The organism is Streptomyces sp. NPDC039424 (assembly GCF_055639495.1).
The window spans coordinates 193437-215397 of the sequence record NZ_JBVKAI010000004.1; the positions used below are offsets into that span (position 1 = coordinate 193437).

Consider the following 21961-nt stretch of genomic DNA (forward strand, 5'->3'; position numbering starts at 1 on the left):
GAAGACAGTTGGGAAACTGATCACCGTGCACAGACGCGGACATTTCCCATCGAACAGTGACCCGGAATGTGAGGGGAATCGCATGGCGGCTCCGGTATTCGAGGACGTCGAACCCGCGAGCGACTGCGACTGCCCCGGTTGCGTCCACTGGCGGCGCGTGAGCCCCTACTCCCCGCCCGACCGGTTCGGCGGTCACCCGGCCGCCCGGCGGGCCCTCGTGGTGACCGCCGCGGCGTCCGCCGCCGTCGGCGCGGGCCACCCGGCCGCCGCCCTCGCCGCGGCGCACGCCCCGCACCGGCCCGGCGCCCCCGGCGTTCCCGCGGACGACGGCGACTCCGTCACCCCGCAGGGCGCCAAGGCCCCGCTGCACGGCCCCGGCGGCAGGCCGGTCGACCCCGCCGACCCGGCCAAGGCGCCCACCACCACCCGCGCCGCGATCATCAACCGGGCCAAGACCTGGGTCGCCGCGCAGGTGCCGTACAGCATGGACGACTACTGGTCCGACGGGTACCGGCAGGACTGCTCGGGCTATGTCTCGATGGCCTGGGGCCTGCTCAGCAACGAATGGACCGGCAGCCTCGGCCAGTACGGCGTGAAGATCACCAAGGAGGAACTCGAACCCGGCGACATGCTGCTCTTCCACAACCCCGACGACCCGGAGCGCGGCTCGCACGTGGTCCTGTTCGGCGGCTGGACGGACCACACCCACACCTACTACACCGCCTACGAGCAGACGCCCCCGCACACCCGCCGCCAGGCCACCCCGTACGCCTACTGGACCCACTCCGCCAAGTACGTCCCCTACCGCTACAAGGGAGTGGTCGCGGACGCGGCGGGGTCGAAGGCGGACGACGCGACCGGCGCGAGCGCCCCGGGCACCGCGACCACCCTGCCCGCCACGGTCACGCCGGCCCCGTTCCCGGGAGCGGCGTACTTCGGCCCCGGCGCCCAGAACACGTACGTCGCCCAGTTCGCCCGGATGCTGATCGCCCGGGGCGCCGGGGCCTACTACCCGCGGGAACCCGGCCCGCGCTGGTCGGAGGCGGACCGGCGGGCGACCCGGGCGTTCCAGCTGGCCCAGGGGTGGACGGGCGCGGACGCGACCGGGCTGCCCGGGCCGCGCACCTGGGAGCTGCTGGCGACCGGCAAGGGCAAGGACATCGCACCCGGGGCGGCGGGCGCGCCCGCCTCGCACGGCGTCGCCGGCTATCCCGGCCGGAACCTGTTCCGTCCGGGCGCGGACAACCCGTACGTCACCCAACTGGGGCGGCAGCTGGTGAAGAAGGGGTTCGGCAGGTTCTACCCCGAGGGGCCCGGCCCGCGCTGGAGCGAGGCGGACCGGCGGGCCGTCGAGGCCTTCCAGCGCACCCAGGGCTGGCGGGGCGGCGCGGCGGACGGCTATCCCGGGCCGGAGACCTGGCGGCGGCTGTTCGCGTGACCGTCCGTTCGTGACGTAACCATCCGTTCGTGAAGCGTCTGGCGCGGAGGCTGGAGGCACGCATGAGTACCACTACTGCACACACGTCCGATTCCGAGGGGCCCGCGGGGGAGCCGCCCAGGCCGGCCCGCCTGATCCAGAACGAGATCACCACCGAGATCCCCGTCCACCTGCTGTTCCGCGACGACCCCGACCCGGCGCCGATGCCGCTGCGGCCGGCCGTGGTGGGACGCAGACAGGGCACGGGCGAGCAGCCGCGCCTCAGGCGCCCGGCCCTGGCGAAGCCGCGCCCGGTGCCGGTGGCCGACCCCGAACTGACGGAGCGCCGGGCCCGGGTGCTGCCCGGCGCGGCCGGGGTGCTCGCCGGGACCGCCGGGGCGGCCGGATGCGTGGCCGCGTCATGGTGGGCGGGGGTGCTGCCCCCGTTCGCCTCGCACGCGCTGTACCTGCCGGCGTACGCGGGCGCCGGTCTGGGTCCGGCCCAGTGGGCTGCGTACGCGGGAGCCGGGGCGCTCGGCCTGTTCGGCTTCGGCGGGCTGGCCCGGGGCCGCACCGGGCGGGCCCTCGTGCTCGGCCTGTTCGGCCGCTACCGGGGGACGGTGCGCCGCACCGGACTGCTCTGGCTCAACCCGCTGGTGCCGCGCCGCCGGGTCGACGTACGGCTGCGGCACTGGCGCAGCGGGGCGATGCCCGCGGCCGACGGCGACGGGGTCGCGCTGCGGGTGGTGGTCCTGGTGGTGTGGCGGGTGCGGGACACCGCGCGGGCGCTGCTCGGGATCGACGACCACGAGACGTACCTGCGCGAGTGCGTGGAGGCGGCGCTGGCCCGGGTGCCGGTGGAGCCGCCGGGCGGGCCGAAGGGCGCGGCGGACGCGGCCGGGGACGCGCTGACCCGGCTGGTGGCGGCGGAGGCCGCGCCGGTGGGTCTTGAGGTGTTCTCGGTGCAGCCGGTCCGGGTGGAGTACGCGCCCGAGGTCGCCCCCGCCATGCACCGCCGGCGGATCGCCGCGCTGGACGCGCGCCGGCGGGCCGGCATGCTCAACTCGGTCGTGGACTCGGTGGAGGACACGGTGACCCGGCTGACCGTGCGCGGGCTGGTCGAACTCGACGACTACGAGCGCAAGGTGCTGGTGCGGGACCTGACGGTGGCGTTCTGCGCGGGACGCGAACCCGCGCTCTGATTGGTATGGACATGTTCATCGAACGGCAATAATCTGGCACTTGGTCTAGACCTGCACAGCTCACTGAACTCCCCACGTTCTCCAGGAGCGGCAGCATGCGCACACAGACCAAGGTGTCCGCGGCCGTGCTGGGCCTCGCGACCGCCGGAGCCTTCGTGCTCTCCACCGGCGGCGCGAGCGGGCACGGCTACACCGACCTCCCCATCAGCAGGCAGAAGCTCTGCCAGAACGGCACCGTGACCAACTGCGGCGACATCCAGTGGGAGCCGCAGAGCGTCGAGGGCCCCAAGGGCTTCCCCGCGGCCGGTCCTGCCGACGGCCAGATATGCAACGGCGGCCTCAGCCGGTTCGCCCAGCTCAGCTCACCGAAGACGCCGTCCGGCGCCGCCTGGCCGACTACCAGGGTGACCGGCGGTCAGAGCTACACCTTCCGCTGGCAGTTCACCGCCATGCACGCCACGACCGACTTCAAGTACTACGTCACCAGGCCGGGCTGGAACCAGAACCACGCCCTGTCCCGTTCGGACCTCAACACGACCCCGTTCCTGACGGTCCCCTACAACGGCCAGCGCCCGCCGGCCACGCTCAGCCACAGCGGCACCCTGCCGACCGGGTTGAGCGGCCATCACGTCATCCTCGCGGTCTGGACGATCGCCGACACGGGCAACGCGTTCTACGCCTGCTCGGACGTCACGTTCTGACCGCCGCCGGGTTTCAGAGCTTCCCTTGAGGCGCGTGCGCCGGCCGGCGGGATAGGTTCCGGCCACGCCGATCAAACGGGTCGGCGCATGCACCTCGGGGGTAGCGCGATGGACGTGATCTTCTATCTGGTTCCCGGCCTCATCCTGGCCCTGGCCCTCTTCATGGGGTACCGGGTCGTGCGCCGGTCGCTGCAGCTCAGGAGTGCCTGGAACAGCGGCCTCACGGCCGAGGCGCGGTGCCTGCGGATGTTCACGACGACACACGGCGGCGGGAACGACACATCGGTGCGCACCACGCTGCACCACGTCTACGAGTTCACGGCGCGCGACGGCCGCTCCGTACGGTTCGAGGAGGAGGACGGACCGGCGACGATCGTCGAGGGCGACATCGTGACCGTGTACTACACGCAGGGCCAGGAGGTCGCCGCCACCGCCCGCAGGCCGAGCCCGGTCAGCAACGCGGCCGGCGCGCTGGCCATGGTGGCCCTGCTCGGCGTGGTCGTGGTGTTCTGCGTCGGCTTCATGGTGACGTACCACAGCATGGACCTCCACATCTGACGAGACGTCAACTACCGTGCGCACCCATGAAGTCCAGGGACTCCGGCAAGCGCACGGTCGCCGAGCTGGTGGCGGCGCGGTGGGGCGACCACCGGCCGGGACTGTGGTGCGAGGAGCGGACGCTCACCCACCACGCGGTCGCGGCCGGGGCCGCCGCCCGTGCGGCCCTCCTGGCCGACCTGCTGCCACCGCGCGCCGAACCGCACATCGGGGTGCTGCTCGACAACACCCCCGAGTTCCCGCTGTGGCTGGGCGCCGCAGCCCTGGCCGGCGCGGCGGTCGCCGGGATCAACCCCACCCGTCGGGGCCCCGAGCTGGCCCGCGACATCCTGCACACCGAGTGCCCGGTCCTCGTCACCGAGCGGGCCCACCTGCCACTCCTCGACGGCCTGGACCTGCCCGGGGTACGCCTCCTGATCACCGGTACCCCGGCGTACGAGGCCCTGCTCGCCCCGTACACCGACGCCGTACCGGACCCGGCCCGCGCCACCCCGGCCCACCGGCTGCTGCTCTACTTCACCTCCGGCTCCACCGGCGCCCCCAAGGCCGCGATCTGCTCCCAGGGCCGGCTGGCCGCCGCCGGGGACTCCCTCGCCGGACAGTTCGGGGTGCGCCCGGACGACGTGCACTACATCTGCATGCCGATGTTCCACGGCAACGCGGTGATCGCCGACTGGGCGCCCGCGCTGGCGGCCGGGGCCGGGGTGGCGCTCCGGCGGCGGTTCTCGGCGTCCGGGTTCCTGGCGGACGTGCGCCGGTACCGGGCGACGTACTTCACCTACGTCGGACGGGCGGTGCAGTACCTCCTGGCCACCGAGCCGCGCCCCGACGACCGGGACAACCCGCTGCGCCTGGGCTTCGGCACGGAGGCGGGGGCGGTGGACGCGGCGGCCTTCGAGCGGCGGTTCGGGGTGCGGCTGGTGGAGGGGTACGGCTCCTCCGAGGGCGGGGCCGCGATCCAGTGGTCGCCGGGCACACCGACCGGCGCGGTGGGGCGGGCGGCACCGGGCCTGGTGGTGCTCGATCCGGAGACCCGCGAGGAGTGCCCGCCCGCCGTCTTCGACGGCTCCGGGCGGCTGCTGAACGGGGACGCGGCCATAGGCGAGCTGGTCAACCGGGCCCCGAACCCCTTCGAGGGCTACTGGCGCAACCCGCAGGCGGAGACCGAGCGGCGCAGATGGGGGTCCCCCCGCTCGAGCGAAGCCGAGAGTGGGGGAGGCTGCTACTGGACCGGCGACCTCTTCTACCGGGACGCCGACGGCTACCTCTACTTCGCCGGGCGGGCCGACGACCGCCTCCGCGTCGACAGCGAGAACCTGGCCGCCGCCGTGATCGAGAACATCCTCGCCCGGTACGAGGGCGCGCGCGCCGTCGCCGTGTACGCGGTGCCGGATCCGGTGGCCGGGGACCAGGTGATGGCGACCCTCGCCGGGGACTTCGCCCCGCTGGACTTCACCGAGTTCCTGCTCGCCCAGCCGGACCTGGGGACGAAGATGGCGCCCCGGTTCGTGCGGGTGGTGGAGCGGATGCCGGTCACGGCCACGAACAAGATCCGGCGGGCGGAGCTCAGACGGGAGGGCTTCCGGTGCGCCGACCCGGTGTGGTGGCGCGCACCGGGGGAGAGCGCTTACCGAAGGCTGACCGCCGAGGACAGGTCCGCGCTGGTCGAGGAGTACCGGGCACGGGGGCGGGAGGAGCTGCTCGGCCGATGACGAGAAGAGGCCCCTCGCTCGAAGCGAGGGGCCTCCCATACGTGCGCCGCCAGGGACTCGAACCCCGGACCCGCTGATTAAGAGTCAGCTGCTCTAACCAACTGAGCTAGCGGCGCATGACTCCCGCCGTCCGCTTTCCGCGGTTGGCGACGAAGAAAATACTACCTGGTCCCGAGGGGTGCTCGTGACCAGGTTCGGCGGGGCTAGATCGCCAGCGACAGCAGCACCGGAGCCGCGTTCCGGTTGAGGGCGTCCGCCGCCTGGCGCAGCCGGTGCGCGTGCTCCACGGGGAGCGAGAGCGCCAGGCAGCCCACCGAGGCGCCCGCCGTGATCGGGACCGCAGCGCAGACCGTGCCGACCGCGTACTCCTGGAGGTCCAGGACGGGCACCGTCGGCGGCTGGGACTCCAGGCGGGAGAGCAGGAGCTTGTCGCTGGTGATGGTGCGCGAGGTGAGGCGGGCCATCTTGTGGCGGGAGAGGTGGTCGCGCCGGGCGTTGTGGTCGAGCTGGGTCAGCAGGCTCTTGCCGACCGCGGTGGCGTGCGCGGAGTAGCGGAAGTCGACCCACTCGTTGACCGCGGGCGTGGCCGGGCTGTCCGCGTACTGGGTGACCTTGACCTCTCCGTCGACGTACCGGCTGATGTAGACGGCCGCGCCGACCGAGTCGCGCAGCCGGTCGAGGGTGTGCTGGAGCTTCTCGCGCAGGGCCTGCTCACGGTTGCGGGCCGAGCTGAGGCGGGTGAGGGCGGCACCGGTGACGTACACCCCGTCGGTGTCCTGTGTGACGTACCCCTCGCGGCGCAGCATGCGCAGCAGGCCGGTCAGGCGCTCGCGGCGCAGGCCGGTGCGTCGGGCCAGTTCGGTGTCGGTGACCCCGGTGGCGTGATGTGCCACGGTCTCCAGGACGCGCAGGGCGTCCTGGGCGGAGTGGTACGGGGCGGTCGGCTCGTGCTTCAGCGCCACGGTGTTCCCCCTGCGCTCGCTCTGTGGGCCGCGATCCGGATGGCGGATCCCTATCACGATAACCGGCAAGCGCCGTCAGTGGAGGGGTTGTTGGCGAGAATGTGCCCCGCTTGTGGCCTCTCAACTGCGGCGCAGGCTCACTGGCATATGCCAGCGTCATGTCCCGGTGTCGCGACCTTGTGTATTGCCGTGTTCACTTCCCGTAATCACAGGACCGCGCTGAGAAATTCCCGGGTCCGCTCCCGCTCCGGGTCGTTGAACATCTTCTCCGGTGAGCCCGCCTCGATGACCCGCCCGCCGTCGAACATCAGTACCTGGTCGGAGATGTCCCGGGCGAAACCCATCTCGTGGGTGACGCAGAGCATGGTGATGTCGGTGGTGTGCGCGATGTCCCTGAGCACGTCGAGGACGCCCGCGACCAGCTCCGGGTCGAGCGCGGAGGTCACCTCGTCCAGCAGCAGCACCTTCGGCCGCATCGCCAGCGCCCGGGCGATCGCCACCCGCTGCTGCTGGCCGCCGGACAGCTGCGTCGGCCGGGCGTCGCACTTGTCGGCCAGGCCCACCAGCTCCAGCAGGTCCCGGGCCCGTGCCTCCGCCTCGTCCTTGGACAGGCCGAGCACGGTCACCGGAGCCTCCGTGACATTGCGCAGCACGCTCATGTTCGGGAACAGGTTGAACTGCTGGAACACCATCCCGATCTTCTTGCGGACCTCCCGCACCTGCTTCTCGGACGCCGGGAAGAGCTGCTCCCCGTCGACCGTGATCGTGCCCTCGTCCGGCTTGGTCAGGGTCATCAGCAGCCGCAGGATCGTGGTCTTGCCGGAGCCGGACGGGCCGATCAGGGTGACGTGCTTGCCGGCGTCGACGGAGAAGTTCAGCCGGTCGAGCACGGTGTTCGTCCCGAACCGCTTGGTGATCTGTTCCAGGCGGATCAGCTCGCCGCCGTCCGCGGAGGGGCCGGCACTGGTGCCGGGTTCTTTCATCAGAGGGGTGTCAGCGGACAAGACGTCGCTCCAGGGCTCGCAGGAGAAGGGAGGCCAGGTAGGAGATGAGGATGAAGGCCACGCCGATCACGGTGAGGGGCTCGGTGAACTGGAAGTGCTGCTGGGAGTAGAGCCGCGCCTGCCCGAGCATCTCCAGCACGGTGATCACCATCAGCATCGGCGTGTCCTTGAGCATGGAGATCACGTAGTTGCCGAGGGCGGGGACGACGCGGCGGATCGCCTGCGGCAGGATCACCGCCGTCCAGGTCCGCCGCCGGGGCAGGTTCAGCGCCGTCGCGGCCTCCCACTGGCCGACGGGCACCGCCTCGATACCGGCCCGGTAGACCTGCATCGTGTACGTCGAGTAGTGCAGGCCGATCGCGAAGACGCCGGTGGCCATCGCCGAGAAGGTCAGGCCCCACTCGGGCAGCACATAGAAGAGGAAGAACAGCTGCACCAGCAGCGGGGTGTTGCGGACGAACTCGGTGACGACCCCCACCGGCCAGCGCACCCAGCGCGTCGGCGTCCGCATCAGCAGCGCCCACACCAGACCCAGGGCGAACGAGAGCAGCGAGCCGAGGGCCAGCGCCTGCAGTGTGATCTCCAGGCCGTCCCAGAAGTACGGCATGAATCCGCTCACGGCGCTCCAGTCCCACTTCATGCGGCACCTCCGCCCGCGGCACCCACGCCGGTCGTCTGCGCGCGCTTGAGTTCACGCGCCGTCGTCTCTGTGCCGGGGTCCTTGCCGATCCCGGCCTTCAGCCGCTTCTCCAGCCCCCGCATCAGCCGGGTGAGGACGAAGGCGATCACGAAGTAGATCAGCAGGACGTACGTGTAGATCTCCGCGCTCTGCTGGAGCGCGAGGCGCACCAGGTTGGCGCTGAAGGTCAGATCGCCCATGCCCATGACGGAGACCAGCGCGGTGCCCTTGAGCAGCTCGATCAGCAGGTTGCAGAAGGACGGGATCGTCTCCGGCACCGCCTGCGGCAGCAGGATCAGCCTGAGACGCTGCCAGGGCGTGAAGCTGAGCGCGATCCCGCCCTCCATCTGCGCCGGGTCGACCGCGTTCAGCGCACCGCGCACGATCTCCGAGCCGTACGCGCCGTAGGTGAGTCCGAGCGCCAGCGTGCCAGCCCACATGGGCACCAGCTGCCAGCCGAAGGCGATCGGCAGCACGAAGAACACCCAGAAGATCATCACCAGCGCCGAGGTACCGCGGAACACCTCGGTGTAGAAGCCGGCGAGGAAGCGGACGATCCACAGCCGGTGGGTGCGCGCGACCCCCACGGCGAAGGAGACGGCCGCGGCCAGCAGCGCGCTGAACACCAGCAGCTGGACCGTGGTCCAGACTCCTTCGAGTACGAGTTTCCAGAGCCCCGTGGTCATCCGCCGCACAGCTCCTTCGCGGTGAGATCGGTCATCTCGGCCTTGGTGAAGCCGAACGGCCGCAGGATGCGCAGCAGCTCGCCGCTCTTCCGCAGCTTCCTCAGCTCGGCGTTGAAGGCGTCCCGGAGCTTCGTCTCCGTCGGCCGGAACGCGAACGCGCCGCCGTCGATGTGCGGTTTGCCGTCCACGATCGGGACGAAGGGCTTGACGGCCTCCGCCTTGGCCGACTTCGCGACCACCTGGCGGACGGTGACCGCGGTGCCGGCGAAGAAGTCGACCCGCCCGGCCTCGACGGCGTTCAGCCCGGCCACCTGGTCGGGGACGATCAGGATGTCGCTCTCCTTGTAGCCCGCCTCGACGGCGTGCTGGATCTGCGCGTACCCGGTGCCGGTGGCGCACTTGGCCTTCTTCGCCACGGCGTCCTTGAAGGTGTGCAACCCCTTCGGGTTCCCCTTCCGGACGATGAACGAATCCAGCATCTGGTAGTCCGGGTCGGCGAAGATGACCTGTTCGCAGCGGTCCGGGGTGACGTACATCCCGGCGGCCACGACGTCGAACTGCTGGGAGTTCAGGCCGGGGATGAGCGAGCCGAACTCCGTCGGCACCGGCTGCACCCGGTCCACCCCGAGCCGCTTGAAGACGACCCGCGCCAACTCCGGTGCCTCGCCGGTCAGCCGCCCGTTCTTGTCGATGTATCCGAAGGGGATCTCGCCCGCGATGCCGAGGCGTACGACGCCCTGGGCCCGGAGCCGGTCGAGGAGCTCGCCGCCGTTCGTGGTGGAGGCGCCGGCCACGCGCGAGCAGCCCGCGGCGGCCAGCGCGCCGACGGCCGCGAAGCCCGCGAGCACCGACCGGCGGGTGTGTCTGTGTTCGTATCCGGTTGTGTGACCGTCGTACCCGAGTGGTGGAGCCATGGCGGCGCGGCTACCCGGACGCAAGCCAGTTATGCGCCACGGTTTTCCTCGGCGTACGGCGGTGCCTCGGGCCGGCTGGGTACTCGTAGCGTTTGCCGGACCAACCGCAGGAGGGCAGGACATGACCGCAGTCGGAATCCTCTACCCGGGTCACTTCGCCGAGGACGACTATCCGCGCATCGAGCAACTCCTCGGCAGCGACATCCGGGTGGACCTGGTCCACACCGAAATCGGTGAGGACACCCACCGGGTGGACACCCTGCGCGAGATGGGCTCGCCCGAGCGGCTCGCGACGGGCGTGGAGGGACTCCGGCTGTCCGGGGCGGAGGCGGTGATCTGGGCGTCCACCAGCGGCAGCTTCGTGTACGGCTGGGAGGGCGCCCACGAACAGGTGCGCGCCCTGGCCCGGGTGGCGGGCATGCCGGCCTCCTCGACGTCCTTCGCCTTCGTGCACGCGGTGCGGGAGGTCGGGGCGCGGCGGGTGGCCGTCGGGGCGCCCTATCCGGACGACGTGTCCGGGCTGTTCGCGGACTTCCTGCGGGCGGGGGGTGTGGAGGTGGCCGGAGTGCGGGCGGCGGGGGCCGTGACCGCGCAGGAGGTCGCGGGGTGGGGCGAGACGGAGACGCTGGCCCTGGCCCGGGCGGCGGACGTCCCGGACGCGGAGGCGATCGTGCTGCCGGACACCGCGTTGCACACGGCCGCCTATGTGCCGGTGCTGGAGCAGGCCCTGGGCAAGCCTGTGCTCACGGCGAACCAGGTCACGGTGTGGGAGGCGCTGCGGCTGACCGATCGCCGGGTGAATGCGCCGGCGCTCGGGGCGTTGTTCACACGGGAGCCGATCGTGCAGGTCTGATTCGGCGGGGGCCTTGCCCACCCGCCCACCCGACTCGGTGGGACAAGAGGTGAGCCCCCTGGGGCTCCGCCCCAGACCCCGGCGGGGTTTTGCCCCCCCGGCCGACCCCGGGAATAAACCGGAGCCACCCTCCTGTTAAGTCTCTCCACAGGCCACCGCCGAAACAAACAGGAGGCGCACACCGTGTCGGCAGATGAGATTCGGGGGAGCGTGCGGGGGAACGCTCCCGTTCCCCTCTCCGTGCTGGATCTGGTGACGGTCGGGGCGGGGAGTACCGCTACCGACGCGTTGCGGACCAGCGTCGCGCTGGCGCGGCTCGCCGAGTCGCGGGGGTTTCACCGGTACTGGGTGGCTGAGCATCACTCGATGCCGGGGGTGGCGTCCTCCTCGCCGGCGGTGATCCTGGCGCATCTCGCGGCTCACACGGAGCGGATCCGGCTCGGGTCGGGTGGGGTGATGCTGCCGAACCACGCGCCGCTGGTCATCGCCGAGCAGTTCGGGACGCTGGAGGCCATGGCGCCGGGGCGGATCGACCTCGGGCTGGGGCGGGCGCCGGGGACGGACGGTGCCACCGCGGCGGCGCTGCGGCGGACGGACACGCTGAACGAGGGGGCCGACGACTTTCCGCAGCAGCTCGCCGAGCTGACCCGGTTCCTGGACGACGACTTTCCCGACGGGCATCCGTACCGGCGGATCCACGCCGTGCCCGGGCCGGTGCAGGCGACCTCCCCGGGCGGCGTGCAGTCACCGCACCGGCCGCCGCTCTGGCTCCTCGGCTCCTCCGGATTCAGCGCCCGCCTCGCCGGTCTGCTCGGGCTGCCCTTCGCCTTCGCGCACCATTTCTCGGCGCAGAACACTGTCCCGGCGCTCGACCTCTACCGGGAGTCCTTCCGGCCCTCGGAGGTGCTGGACCAGCCGTACGCCCTCATCGGCGTCTCCGCCCTCGCCGCGGACGAGGAGCGGGAGGCGCGGCGGCAGGTGCGGGCCACCGCTTTGAACATGGTGCGGCTGCGGACCGGGCGGCCCGGCCTCTTCCCCAGTCCGGAAGAGGCCGAGGGGCATCGGTTCAGCCCGCTGGAGGAGGAGTTCGTCGCCTCCTGGGCCGGCAACATCGTGCACGGTACGGCTGATGAGGTGCGGGCCGGGCTGGACGAGCTGCAGAAGCGTACGGGGGCCGACGAGTTGATGCTGACCTCGCACGCGCACCGCGGTGAGCTGCGGCTGCGCTCGTACGAACTCATCGCGGACGCTTACGGGTTGCCGACCGCGTAGGTCTGGGTGCCCAGCAGCTCGGAGATACGGTCCGGGGACACCGGCCGGGAGTACAGCCAGCCCTGACCGGTGTCGCAGCCGATGCGCCGCAGCCGGGAGGCCTGGGCGGAGGTCTCCACGCACTCGGCGGTGACCGTGAGGCCCAGCCGGTGGGCGAGCTGGATCATCGCCTCGACGATCACCTCGTCGGCGGGGTTCGGCGGGACGGCGCTCGCGTCCTTGGCCTCCTCGTACTGGAAGCCGCGTACGAAGGAGCCGTCCAGTTTGAGGACCGACACGGGCAGCCGGCTGAGGTACGCCAGGTTCGAGTAGCCGGTGCCGAAGTCGTCGATGGCGATGCGCACGCCCATGTCGCTGAGGGCCTGGAGGGCCTGGAGCGGGCGGCCCGCCGAACCCATCACCGCCGACTCGGTGAGCTCCAGCTGGAGCAGGTGCGGGACCAGGCCCGTCTCCGCGAGGACCTCCGCCACGTCCGCCACCAGGTCGGAGTCCCACACCTGGCGGACGGCCACGTTGACGCTCACGAAGATCGGCGGCTCCCCGGGGTGGTCCAGCTGCCAGCGGCGCGCCTGGCGGCAGGCGGTCGCCAGCGCCCAGCGGCCCAGCGGGACGATCGAGCCGTCCTCCTCGGCCAGTGCGATGAACCGATTCGGCGTCAACGTGCCGAACTGCGGGTGGTTCCAGCGGATCAGCGCCTCGACGCCCCGCAGACCGCCGTCCTCCATGGCCACCAACGGCTGGTACTCCAGGATGAACTCACCCCGGTCGATGGCATGCCGGAGCGTGGAGGACAGGGCCTGGCGGGTCATGCGGTGCGCGTTGCGTTCGGGGTCGAACAGGGTCCAGCGGGACTTGCCGTCGGCCTTCGCCCAGTACAGGGTCGTGTCGGCGGCCTGCATCAGGCCGGTGGCGGTGGTGCCGGCCGCGTGGCGTTCGACGACGCCGATCGAGGCGGACAGCGACAGACGCTGGCCCGCCAGGTCGAAGGGGTCCTGAAGGGCCTTCAGCACCGACTCGGCCAGGTCGGCGAGCTGGTCCGTGCCCGTGGAGTCCTCCACCAGCAGCGCGAACTCGTCGCCGCCCAGACGCGCGACCAGCGGGGTGCCCGACCGGGCGTACCCGGCCTCGTCCGCGACCCGGGTCAGGCGTTCGGCGACGGCGGTCAGCAGACGGTCGCCGACACGGTGGCCGAGAGTGTCGTTGACCGCCTTGAAGCCGTCCAGGTCCAGAAAGCACAGGCCGATCCGTCCGGTTCCGCTCTGCTCGTACGACTCCGCCTCCAGCGCGGCCGACAGACGCTCGAAGAACAGCGTCCGGTTGGGCAGCCGGGTCACCGGGTCGTGCATCTGCAAGTGCCTGAGGCGCGCCTGCAGTTCACGGTGGGCGCTGATGTCGGTGACGGAGACCAGGACGCCCGCTTCGGCGTCCACGAGCGGGGCGACCGTGACCCGCACCCACACCGAGTGCCCGTCGGGGTGCTTCAGACGGCGGGAGCAGCGCAGCTTCGTCTGCCGGCCGCGCAGCACCTCGCGGTAGGCGTGCCAGGTGCGGGCGTCGGAGGTCAGGTCGACCAGATCGGCGGCGACCTGCCCGGTCAGCGTGGCGGCGTCGGTGCCGAGCAGGGCACCGAAGGCCGCGTTGGCGTCGGCGACCAGGCCCTCGGCGTCGACCACGGCCAGGGCGATCGGGGCCGTCGCGAAGACGGAACGGTAGGCGTGCGCCGGGGGATCGGGCGTACGGGTGCCGGTCCCGGCACGGGCCTCCGCACGAGGAGGCGTTGCATTGTCACTCTCTGTGACGGCTGACCGGTCGAGGTCTGCCGCGGGCGTCGGCCCTTCGGACGTTCCGCTCACCGCTCGCTCCCGCAGTGCACTCGATCTCTGTCCGTGCAGGAAAGTGTGCCGATCATAGAGGCTGGCTCCGGGGCCTTCCAGCCGCTCTCCAGTGTCCAGGACGGCCCGGCAGTTCTGACAGATCGTTTCTGCCCGTCTCTGGGCGCGTTCTTCAGGCCCCTGACCGGTTGTGACGTTCCGTGAATGTTTCGGGGTGTCGGCCATTCGTGTCCCTCCGGGGCTCCTCACCCTTCTGGTGCAGGCAAACAGGGCGTAGTACGACAAAGTCACACAGGCTGGATGCGGTGTCCCGTGTACCGCGCATCCGGAGGTCCCCGTGCCGCGTCAGCTGCCCCTCAAGCGGCTCTCCCGTGAGGCCCTTGCGAGGCTCGGCGCAGCCGGAGCCCGGCCCCGGCTGCGCAGCACCGCCGCCGTGTTCACCACCATGTCGGCACTCGCCGCCACCTCGATCCTCACCGGTCCGTCGGTCGCCGAGCCGTTCTCCACCGCGCCGTGCGCCCTGAAGCGGACCGATGCGCACCACTCGGAGGGCGTGGACACCTGGAACGCCGCATATGTCCGTCCGAGCCGCCCGCTCGACGCCGTCCTGGTGTTCCTGTCTTTCCCCGACTCGACCCCCCGCACCCGGCCCGACGAGCTGGCCGCCGACCACTTCCCGGCCACCAACCGCTTCTTCGAACGCGCCTCCTACGGACGGTTCGCCCTGCGCCCGCATCCGGTGCGGCACTGGCTGCGCATGCCGCGACCGTCCACGTCGTACGCCATACGGCGTGACTGGGATCCCGCCCGGCGGTCCGCCTACCTGCGCGACGCGCTGGCCACGGCCGACCGTGAGGTGGACTTCTCGCGCTACGACGTCGTGTACCTCGTCGCCGACCCGGACGCGCCCGGTGTGGACTCCGACGCGACGAAGGTGGTCAATCTGGACACGCCGGTGCACGTCGACGGCAAGGACGTACGGCGGGTCGTCACGGTCTTCGAGAGGCATCCGCCGGACCGCCTGGTGCTCGCGCACGAGACGGGGCACGTCTTCGACCTGCCCGACCTGTACCACCGCCCGGTGGACGGCAAGGGCGACTGGGACACGTACGTGGGGGACTGGGACCTGATGGGCAGCCAGTTCGGGCTCGCTCCTGACCTGTTCGCCTGGCACAAGTGGAAGCTGGGCTGGCTGGATTCGCGCCAGGTGGTGTGCGTGGCGGGCGCCGGGACCGTCCGCCTGACGCTGGAGCCGCTGGCCGCCGGCCCGGGCACCACGGTCGCGAGCCTCTCCGGCGCCCCGGCCTTCGGGCTCGGCGACGGCGTGAAACTGGCCGTCGTGCGGACCGGGCCCGACTCCGTGCTGGCCTTCGAGGCGCGTGGGGCGGCCGGGAACGACGACGCGGCCTGCCGGCCGGGCGTGCTGGTGTACCGGGTGCGCAGCGGATCGCAGTCCGGGGACGGGCCGATCCAGGTCGTCGACGCGCACCCGCGCACCGAGGCCTGCTGGGAGGACTCGGTGTACCCGCCCCTCGCCGACGCGCCGGTCGCCCTCGGCGAGAGCTTCACGGTGCCGGGCGAGGGGGTCAAGGTGGAGGTGGAGGGGCGGACCCCCTCGGGGGCCTGGACGGTGAGGATCACACCGGGCGGTACCGGCTGAGTGTCGGGCACACAACGACAGAGGGTCACGTTCTCGCGAACGTGACCCTCTGTCGTCATGGTGCGCCGCCAGGGACTCGAACCCCGGACCCGCTGATTAAGAGTCAGCTGCTCTAACCAACTGAGCTAGCGGCGCCTGCTGACGTCGTAGACCTTAGCATCCTGATCGGCGGGAGGAAAAATCGATATCCGCACCGCCGCGCGGGCCGCCCGTACGGCCGCCCAGAGCACGACCTCCGGGCCGGGCAGCCAGGGTTTCCGGGTGTCGGGGGCGACGAGCCAGCGGGCACCTCCGGGAGCGGATCGCTCACCCTCCGTGAGCGACGGTACGGTCACCGCGTCCCCCCTGCCGTGACACAGCAGCGGCGGAATGGCCCAGCCCCACTCCTCCCAGGCCAGCAGCGAGGGCAGCCGCTGTGCCGTGCCCGGCGCGGCGAACAGCAGCACACGGCCCCGGAACACCGCCACCGGACCCGACCCCGGCCCCTCTTCCCACAGCCGGTCCAGCATCCGGCGCCCGAAGATCGCCGGTACGTTCACCACGTCGAAGACGCTCCCGCACGGCAACACCACCGACGCGGGTCCGCCGACCGGATACGCCCCTGCCGAGGCCAGCCATTCCGCACCGTCCACGGTGACACCGGTGACCTCGACGAAGTCGTCGCGCGCACTCCCCATGCCGCAAGATCTACCGTTGGTGAGCACCCCGTCGCCGTGGGTTGCGCAAAACCCGGACAGGGACGGGCGTCACGGGGTATCTTGCCCACCCGGCATATGCCACCTGAGGGTGACCCGGGCCTGCGCGTTGACGCGGCGCCCGCCCGGCGCAGCTGCGGGCAGTCGTGCCGCTCGGGGCGGCACGGGTGGGCGCAGCGGCACCCCGTCAGCGCCGGGCCGCGCGACCCGCCCCCTGGCACCAGCGCCGGGCACCCCGCAACGCCGGACCAGCGGCCCCCGGGGGGTCACACCGGATCGGCGGTTCCCTGCCCCTCGGTGGTAGCCCCCCGCATCAGATCCCGCCCGAACTCCACCATCTTCTTGGCATAGTCCTCGGTCCACTCGGCCCGCTCCGCGATGTCCGCCGACGTCAGCCGGTCGAACCGCCGCGGGTCGGCAAGCTGCGCCGCCGCGATGGCCTGGAACTCCATCGCCCGATCGGTCGCCGCTCGGAACGCCTGGGTCAGCTCCGTAGCCCGCGCCAGCAGCGCCCGCGGATCCTCGATCGACTCCAGGTCGAAGAAGTGCTCGGGATCGGCGACCGCCTCCGCGGGCTCGAAGAGCAGGGGCGCGGGGCGTAGCCGCGGTTCGTTCCGACGCGGCGTGGGCTCCGCCATGTCTGTGTCCTCCTCGTACGGTTCGATGGGGCGCCGCCTTCTCGGTGGGACCACCTTCCATTGTCCCGCGCCGGCACAAGGCTCCGCTGAACAACGGCTCAACGCCGCCAGACCACCCGGTGTTCCGCCAGCCGCGCCAGCACCGCGTGGTTGGCCTCCCAGCCATCAGGGAACTTCACCACCGTCCCCAGCTGGACCGGCTCGGTCGACGGATAGTCGTCCAGTAGTTCGCTCACTCCGGCGCGGCAGACCACGATGCAGGCCTGGCGGTGCCGGGAGGTGAGGACGCACAGGCGGCCCGTCTCCAGGTGGAAGGCGGTGGCGTCGGGGCGGCCGGAGAGCGGGTGCAGGACGACCGTGACGTCGAACTCCCGCCCCTGCAGCCGGTTCGCCGTGTCCACGGTCACATCGGCCACGCCCAGCTCGGCCAGCGCCGCCCGCACCGCCGCCGCCTGGTCCCGGTGGGCCGTGCCGACGGCGATCCGGTCGGCGGTGAGGGGGGCCGGGTCGGGTGAGCGTTCCGAGGTCGCCGCGCCACCCCGGTCCAGCAGCCGTCGTACCACCGTGGCCACGGCCCGTACCGCCTCCGGATCCGTGCGCGGGGTGTGCCGCGCGGGCAGCTCCAGCAGCCCCCAGCCGGAGGCCACCGCCTCGTCGATCACCCGGTCGGGGCCGGAGCCGTCGGAGGGGACGGCGAAGGTGAGGCGGCGGTCGCCGTGGTCCGTGCCGCTGCGGAAGGGGGTGTACGGGTAGAAGGCGTCGGAGACCAGGGGTGCGGCGGATGCCGGGAGCCGCCAGGACACCGGCAGGCGGTGCTGGGGCAGCTCGGGGTTGTGCGCGAGGAGGGTGGTCACGGCCGAGGCGGACGGGTCGTACGACAGGCCCGCCCACTGCTCGCTGCCCACGATCGCGAACGGGTCCAGCTGGCCGGGGTCGCCCACGAACAGCGCCCGGTCGAACAGCCCGGCCACGGCGAGCAGCGAATCCGAGCGCATCTGGTACGCCTCGTCGACGATGGCGTGCCGCCACGGCTCGTCCGCCTTGACGTGCGCCCACTTCGCGGCGGTGGACAGCACGACCGGGATCCCGGCCAGATCGCCCGCCTTCGCCGACTTCCGTACGTTCGGCAGGTCGTCCAGCGCCTTGTCGTAGGGGTCGGTGTCGCTGCTGTGTAGACGGCCGACGGGCAGGTCGGGGTTCTTCTCGGCGAGCCGCAGCACCAGGTCGTCGACCTGGGCGTTGGTCTGCGCGACCACCATCAGCGGGCGTCCCGCGTCGGCGAGTTCCAGCGCCGCGCGGACGACGAGGGTGGACTTGCCGGCGCCCGGCGGGGAGTCCACGACCACACCCCGGTGGGTGCCGTGCAGGGTGTCGTGGAGGATCGCGTCGGTGGCCCGCGTGGCCGCGGCCCCGGGGTCGAACACGGCCTCGGTGGTCACAGCACGTCCTCCTCGGTGACGGGATCGGCGGACTCCGGCACGGTCGCCGTCTCGCCCGGCGGCCCGCCGTGCGTCCACGGCGTCTCCTCCGTGTCGGGCAGCTTCGCCCCGCCGCGCTGCTCGTGCTCGAACAGGGTGAAGCAGATCCGGTCGCCCTTCTCCGGCACGGACCCGGGCTCGGGCTCCTTGCCGCGGCCCATCTTGTCGACGATCCGCAGCACCACGAGTCCCTCGCCCTCGGCCCCGGCGAACCCGACGAACTCGGCCGCCTGCGGCTTCCCGCCCAGCGACCGGTACACCTTGACCCGCTCCCCGAGGTGCGGCCGGTCGTCCGTGCGCACGGTCACCAGCGGGCGCGGACTGGGCCGCTTGCCCTCGCTGTACGCCATCACGACGTCCGTGACCTCGCCCGCGAACGCCTCCCCGGCCAGCCGTCGCCCGGCCATCTCCAGCGGGTCGTCGAGCGCCTCCTGTGCCTCCAGCCGGGCCTGCTCCCGCTCCCGCGTGGCCAGCTTGTTGGCGGCCGTCACCGCGTCGTCGCGGCGCGGCTGCGGGGGCTCCCCGGCGCGTACGCGGTCGCGGTGGCCGGTGAACGACCAGCGGTCGCGGGTCCACCGCTCCTCGACGTGCCCCCCCTCCGGCAGGGCCCGCAGCAGGTCGATCCCGCGCCACACCGCGTCCCAGGTGGGCCGCGTGCGGCTCTCCACCAAGGCGCGGATCTGCTGCTCGGCCGCGGTGAGCGCGCCCAGCCGGGCGTCCGCCTCCAGGCCGTCCTCGGCGGCGGCGAGGGCGGTGCGGGCCCGGTCGTAGCGCTCCAGGGCGGGGGCGAGCAGCTTGTTGTCGAACGCCGGGTCGGTCGCCGGGCCCGCGGGCGGGCACAGCAACTGGCCGTCCGGGTCCCGCGCCAGCTCGGCCCGCAGCGCCGCCTCGGCGCCCGTCGCACCCTCCGGAGGGTCGATCCAGGCGAGCAGCGCCCCCAGGTGCTGGTCCTCCAGGCTGGACTGCCCGGTCGCCCAGTGTCTCGCCAGCACATCCGTCAGGGCCGGCAGCAGGGAGGAACCGGGCACCCGGGCCCGCTCCCCGAAGTGGGTCAGCCACCGCCCGAGCAACGGCACCCTCGGCGGCGCCGGATAGGGCGCCTCCGGTTCCTGCTCCGCCGTGCGCCTGAACCGCATGGAGCGCCCGAGCAGCCGTACGAACTCCACGCCCGCCCGGCTGGGCACGATCAGCTGCGGGGCGTCGGCGCACAGGTCGACCTCCACCTTGACCCGTTTTCCGGTCTCCGGGTCGGTCTCGGTGCGCTCGGCCGCCTCCACGTCGTCGGCGAAGGAGTCGACGTACGGCAGGACGATGTCGGCCAGTTCGGCGAGGAACGCGAAGCGCAGGTCGCGGTCGCGCGGCTGCGGTACGACGAGCAGGCGCGGCGCGTCCCGGTCGGTGCCGACCAGCGCCCCGAGCGGGGCACCGGCCTCACCGGCGGTGGTGAGCGGCACGAACACCAGCGGCCGGTCGGACAGATGCCGGTGCCGGACGGTGGCGGTGGGCCGGGCGCGGCCGGTGCTGACGGCCTCCAGCCGGGCGAGCGTGGCGATCAGGGACACGCGGCCACCTCCCGGCCGGACAGCGCCTCGGCCCGCAGGGCCGCCGCCCTGCGCAGCGCGGCCACCGCCGGATCGTCCGGGTCGCCGAGGTCGCCGCGGGCCGCCGCCAGGACCTCCTCCACTGTCGTCAGCCCGCCCAGTTCGGCGCGGACCGGACGGCCCAGCGTGGTCACCGCGCCGGCCGTACGGGAGCGTTCCCGGCAGTGGAAGGCCAGCTCGCAGGCGGCCAGGCACTCGGGCGCGTAGGTCGCCGGGACCGACTGGACCGCCGCGGTCAGCTCCTCGGCGGGCAGACCGGGGGCGAAGCAGGTGCCCTCGGGGAGGCTGCCGGCGATGTCCTCGATACGGGTGAGCCGCGCCAACTGGCGGGCGGTGACCGCACGCTGCTTGCGGACGTCGACGGCGGAGGCGGTGGCCAGGTTGGAGAAGTCCTTCGGGCAGACCAGCAGGATCCGGTGCCGCACGCGCGGGGCGGGGTCGAGGCGTCCCGCGACGTCCTCCAGGGCGAGCACGTACACCGCGGCCTGCCGGGCCGCCGCGCCCACCTTCGCGGGGTCCGCCGAACCGTCCAGCATCGGGAAGGACTTGATCTCCACGACCGTCCAGCTGCCGTCCGGGTGCACCACCACCGCGTCCGGTTCCAGGAACGCCGGGGAGCCGGCCACCTCCAGCGCCAGCATCGGATGGTCGAGCAGCGTCCAGCCGCCCGCCTCGGCGGCCTCGCGCAGCGCCAGCGCCGTACGCGCCGTACGCCCCGAGGGGCCGGCCGCGGACAGGTCGGGGACGTGGGCCTCCCGCGGCGGTTCGGCGCCCGGGTCCAGCCGGGCGTGCACCAGGCGCAGCAGCTCCGCGCCGCCGTCGGCCTTCACCCGTGCCTCGAACGCGTTGCCCCGGGTCAGGGCGAACTGCGACTGCCCGAACGCGGACGGCGCCCCCAGCGCGCTCGCCAGGGCCGCCTTGTCGACGCCCGCGCCGTCCAGGATCGCGCGCCGTCTGCACCCCGGGTTCGCGGCGAGTGCCGCGAGGGCGCGCGCGTCCAGTGCCTTGGCCGGTACCTCGGGGCCGCGCAGCTCAGCGAGCCGGTGCCGCAGCGCCGTCCCCCGCGTCGGTGGGGGCGGCGTCCGGCTCGGCTCCGGGTTCGAGCCGCGACTCGCGCTGCCGTGGAATTCGCTCACCCGGGGAAGTCTGGCATCCGCCACTGACAATCGGGGCGCCTGTGCCCTCGGAGCCCGCCGTGACCACCGAGGCGCCCGGCACCAGCCGGGCCCGCAGCCGGTCCACGCCGCGCGTCACGTAGGGCGCCAGCAGCAGCCCGACGCCCATCACGGCCACGCCCGCCGCCGCGTCCAGGAAGTAGTGGTTGGCGGTGCCCATGACGACGATCGCGGTCAGCAGCGGGTAGGCGACGCCGGCGGCCTTGGCGAGGCGGGTGCCGCCGTACCGCCACAGCATCACTCCGCACCACAGCGCCCAGCCCACGTGCAGGCTCGGCATCGCCGCGTACTGGTTGGTCATCCCGCCCATGCCCCGTGGGGCGCTGGCCTCACCGCCCCACCAGCCGTACGAGCTGTACCGGGCCATCGTGTCCACGAAGCCGTGGCCCGCCGAGAGGAGGCGGGGCGGGCAGGTGGGCAGCAGGGTGAAGCCGATCAGACCTATGAAGGTGGACGTCATCAGCCAGGTGCGGGCCGCTCGGTAGTACCGGCTGCGGGACCGGAACAGCCAGACGAGGATCGCGGGCGTGACGAGGTAGTGCAGCGACGCGTACCAGAAGTCGGCCGGTACGCCGAGCCACGCCTCGCGTGTGAACAGGCGGTTGAGCGGATTCTCGGCGTTGAGGTGCAGGGCCTTCTCGACGCGCAGGATCGTCAGGCCGTGGTCGACGGCGCTGGAGACGTTCCCCCGCGCGAGCAGGCGGCCGGCCGAGTAGCAGGCGTACACCAGCACGATCAGCGGCAGTTCGGTCCACCAGCGCAGCCGGGTTGTCCGTGGGGACACCTCGGTGCCCGGTGTCTCGGTCTGCGGCATCCGATCGCCCTCCCCCTTCTCGTCCACGGCACCTGCTGGGCCGGCCGTGCCACTTTACGGCTTACCGCTTCGCCCTTGAGCGCCGCTTCAGCCCTGAGAGACGCTGAG

General features: G+C 72.4%; 20 protein-coding genes and 2 tRNA genes. 8 read left to right on the top strand and 14 right to left on the bottom strand.

Features of this window, described 5'->3' with window-relative positions; genetic code table 11:
* Window positions 1–82 precede the first annotated feature (82 nt).
* The 5 genes from ACZ7L0_RS12230 to ACZ7L0_RS12250 all read left to right on the top strand — a co-directional run bounded on the left by ACZ7L0_RS12230 (window position 83) and on the right by ACZ7L0_RS12250 (window position 5590).
* Window positions 83–1438: a peptidoglycan-binding protein gene (locus tag ACZ7L0_RS12230; protein WP_471242360.1), complete on the top strand. Its 1356-nt coding sequence runs from the start codon at window positions 83–85 to the stop codon at window positions 1436–1438.
* Between the two features lie 62 nt (window positions 1439–1500).
* On the top strand, window positions 1501–2619 hold the full coding sequence (locus ACZ7L0_RS12235; RefSeq protein WP_471242361.1) for an SPFH domain-containing protein: 1119 nt from the start codon (window positions 1501–1503) through the stop codon (window positions 2617–2619).
* Between the two features lie 95 nt (window positions 2620–2714).
* A complete protein-coding gene (locus ACZ7L0_RS12240) occupies window positions 2715–3320 on the top strand; it encodes a lytic polysaccharide monooxygenase auxiliary activity family 9 protein (protein WP_471242362.1) in 606 nt (201 codons plus the stop codon).
* Window positions 3321–3428: 108 nt separating this feature from the next.
* A complete protein-coding gene (locus tag ACZ7L0_RS12245) occupies window positions 3429–3878 on the top strand; it encodes a DUF3592 domain-containing protein (RefSeq protein ID WP_471242744.1) in 450 nt (149 codons plus the stop codon).
* Window positions 3879–3904: 26 nt separating this feature from the next.
* On the top strand, window positions 3905–5590 hold the full coding sequence (locus ACZ7L0_RS12250; protein ID WP_471242363.1) for an AMP-binding protein: 1686 nt from the start codon (window positions 3905–3907) through the stop codon (window positions 5588–5590).
* A 42-nt stretch (window positions 5591–5632) separates the two neighbouring features.
* Here ACZ7L0_RS12250 and ACZ7L0_RS12255 read toward each other — a convergent pair.
* The 6 genes from ACZ7L0_RS12255 to ehuB form a co-directional block, all read right to left on the bottom strand.
* A tRNA-Lys gene (locus ACZ7L0_RS12255) sits at window positions 5633–5706 on the bottom strand.
* 87 nt (window positions 5707–5793) lie between these two features.
* Window positions 5794–6552, bottom strand: a complete 759-nt coding sequence (locus tag ACZ7L0_RS12260) for an IclR family transcriptional regulator (protein ID WP_471242364.1) — start codon at window positions 6550–6552, stop codon at window positions 5794–5796.
* 206 nt (window positions 6553–6758) lie between these two features.
* A complete protein-coding gene (gene ehuA, locus ACZ7L0_RS12265) occupies window positions 6759–7535 on the bottom strand; it encodes an ectoine/hydroxyectoine ABC transporter ATP-binding protein EhuA (protein WP_471242365.1) in 777 nt (258 codons plus the stop codon).
* A gap of 10 nt (window positions 7536–7545) precedes the next feature.
* Window positions 7546–8196, bottom strand: coding sequence for an ectoine/hydroxyectoine ABC transporter permease subunit EhuD (gene ehuD / locus ACZ7L0_RS12270; RefSeq protein ID WP_471242366.1), 651 nt, complete (start codon window positions 8194–8196; stop codon window positions 7546–7548).
* The gene (ehuC, locus tag ACZ7L0_RS12275) at window positions 8193–8921 is read right to left on the bottom strand and encodes an ectoine/hydroxyectoine ABC transporter permease subunit EhuC (protein ID WP_471242367.1); all 729 of its coding nucleotides are present in this window, start codon (window positions 8919–8921) and stop codon (window positions 8193–8195) included. Before ehuC ends, ehuD begins: the two co-directional genes overlap by 4 nt.
* Window positions 8918–9835 (bottom strand): ectoine/hydroxyectoine ABC transporter substrate-binding protein EhuB, encoded by a 918-nt coding sequence (gene ehuB / locus ACZ7L0_RS12280; RefSeq protein WP_471242368.1) that lies wholly within the window; start codon window positions 9833–9835, stop codon window positions 8918–8920. The genes ehuC and ehuB overlap by 4 nt, the downstream gene beginning before the upstream one ends.
* 121 nt (window positions 9836–9956) lie before the next feature.
* Between ehuB and ACZ7L0_RS12285 the strand changes: the two genes are divergently transcribed.
* Window positions 9957–10688, top strand: a complete 732-nt coding sequence (locus ACZ7L0_RS12285) for a maleate cis-trans isomerase family protein (protein ID WP_471242369.1) — start codon at window positions 9957–9959, stop codon at window positions 10686–10688.
* A gap of 183 nt (window positions 10689–10871) precedes the next feature.
* Window positions 10872–11960, top strand: coding sequence for an LLM class flavin-dependent oxidoreductase (locus ACZ7L0_RS12290; protein WP_471242370.1), 1089 nt, complete (start codon window positions 10872–10874; stop codon window positions 11958–11960).
* Here ACZ7L0_RS12290 and ACZ7L0_RS12295 read toward each other — a convergent pair.
* Window positions 11939–13813: a putative bifunctional diguanylate cyclase/phosphodiesterase gene (locus tag ACZ7L0_RS12295; RefSeq protein WP_471242371.1), complete on the bottom strand. Its 1875-nt coding sequence runs from the start codon at window positions 13811–13813 to the stop codon at window positions 11939–11941. The genes ACZ7L0_RS12290 and ACZ7L0_RS12295 overlap by 22 nt on opposite strands.
* Window positions 13814–14129: 316 nt before the next feature.
* Between ACZ7L0_RS12295 and ACZ7L0_RS12300 the strand changes: the two genes are divergently transcribed.
* A complete protein-coding gene (locus tag ACZ7L0_RS12300; RefSeq protein ID WP_471242372.1) occupies window positions 14130–15452 on the top strand; it encodes a M6 family metalloprotease domain-containing protein in 1323 nt (440 codons plus the stop codon).
* A gap of 58 nt (window positions 15453–15510) precedes the next feature.
* Here the strand turns inward: ACZ7L0_RS12300 and ACZ7L0_RS12305 are convergent.
* From ACZ7L0_RS12305 to ACZ7L0_RS12335, 7 genes are all read right to left on the bottom strand, one after another.
* Window positions 15511–15587, bottom strand: a tRNA-Lys gene (locus ACZ7L0_RS12305).
* Complete coding sequence (locus ACZ7L0_RS12310; protein ID WP_471242373.1) at window positions 15578–16129, bottom strand: hypothetical protein; 552 nt, start codon at window positions 16127–16129, stop codon at window positions 15578–15580. The genes ACZ7L0_RS12305 and ACZ7L0_RS12310 overlap by 10 nt, the downstream gene beginning before the upstream one ends.
* Before the next feature lie 284 nt (window positions 16130–16413).
* A complete protein-coding gene (locus ACZ7L0_RS12315; protein ID WP_471242374.1) occupies window positions 16414–16785 on the bottom strand; it encodes a hypothetical protein in 372 nt (123 codons plus the stop codon).
* A gap of 98 nt (window positions 16786–16883) precedes the next feature.
* Window positions 16884–18224: an AAA domain-containing protein gene (locus ACZ7L0_RS12320; protein ID WP_471242375.1), complete on the bottom strand. Its 1341-nt coding sequence runs from the start codon at window positions 18222–18224 to the stop codon at window positions 16884–16886.
* Complete coding sequence (locus ACZ7L0_RS12325; protein ID WP_471242376.1) at window positions 18221–19825, bottom strand: hypothetical protein; 1605 nt, start codon at window positions 19823–19825, stop codon at window positions 18221–18223. Before ACZ7L0_RS12325 ends, ACZ7L0_RS12320 begins: the two co-directional genes overlap by 4 nt.
* On the bottom strand, window positions 19816–21000 hold the full coding sequence (locus tag ACZ7L0_RS12330) for a hypothetical protein (protein WP_471242377.1): 1185 nt from the start codon (window positions 20998–21000) through the stop codon (window positions 19816–19818). Before ACZ7L0_RS12330 ends, ACZ7L0_RS12325 begins: the two co-directional genes overlap by 10 nt.
* The gene (locus ACZ7L0_RS12335) at window positions 20897–21853 is read right to left on the bottom strand and encodes a phosphatase PAP2 family protein (protein WP_471242378.1); all 957 of its coding nucleotides are present in this window, start codon (window positions 21851–21853) and stop codon (window positions 20897–20899) included. Before ACZ7L0_RS12335 ends, ACZ7L0_RS12330 begins: the two co-directional genes overlap by 104 nt.
* Window positions 21854–21961: the final 108 nt, after the last annotated feature.

Coding starts and splice junctions, on each gene's coding strand:
- ACZ7L0_RS12230 (WP_471242360.1), top strand. CDS start 83: ATGGCGGCTCCGGTATTCGAGGACGTCGAACCCGCGAGCGACTGCGAC.
- ACZ7L0_RS12235 (WP_471242361.1), top strand. CDS start 1,501: ATGAGTACCACTACTGCACACACGTCCGATTCCGAGGGGCCCGCGGGG.
- ACZ7L0_RS12240 (WP_471242362.1), top strand. CDS start 2,715: ATGCGCACACAGACCAAGGTGTCCGCGGCCGTGCTGGGCCTCGCGACC.
- ACZ7L0_RS12245 (WP_471242744.1), top strand. CDS start 3,429: ATGGACGTGATCTTCTATCTGGTTCCCGGCCTCATCCTGGCCCTGGCC.
- ACZ7L0_RS12250 (WP_471242363.1), top strand. CDS start 3,905: ATGAAGTCCAGGGACTCCGGCAAGCGCACGGTCGCCGAGCTGGTGGCG.
- ehuA (WP_471242365.1), bottom strand. CDS start 7,535: ATGAAAGAACCCGGCACCAGTGCCGGCCCCTCCGCGGACGGCGGCGAG.
- ehuD (WP_471242366.1), bottom strand. CDS start 8,196: ATGAAGTGGGACTGGAGCGCCGTGAGCGGATTCATGCCGTACTTCTGG.
- ehuC (WP_471242367.1), bottom strand. CDS start 8,921: ATGACCACGGGGCTCTGGAAACTCGTACTCGAAGGAGTCTGGACCACG.
- ehuB (WP_471242368.1), bottom strand. CDS start 9,835: ATGGCTCCACCACTCGGGTACGACGGTCACACAACCGGATACGAACAC.
- ACZ7L0_RS12285 (WP_471242369.1), top strand. CDS start 9,957: ATGACCGCAGTCGGAATCCTCTACCCGGGTCACTTCGCCGAGGACGAC.
- ACZ7L0_RS12310 (WP_471242373.1), bottom strand. CDS start 16,129: ATGGGGAGTGCGCGCGACGACTTCGTCGAGGTCACCGGTGTCACCGTG.
- ACZ7L0_RS12315 (WP_471242374.1), bottom strand. CDS start 16,785: ATGGCGGAGCCCACGCCGCGTCGGAACGAACCGCGGCTACGCCCCGCG.
- ACZ7L0_RS12335 (WP_471242378.1), bottom strand. CDS start 21,853: ATGCCGCAGACCGAGACACCGGGCACCGAGGTGTCCCCACGGACAACC.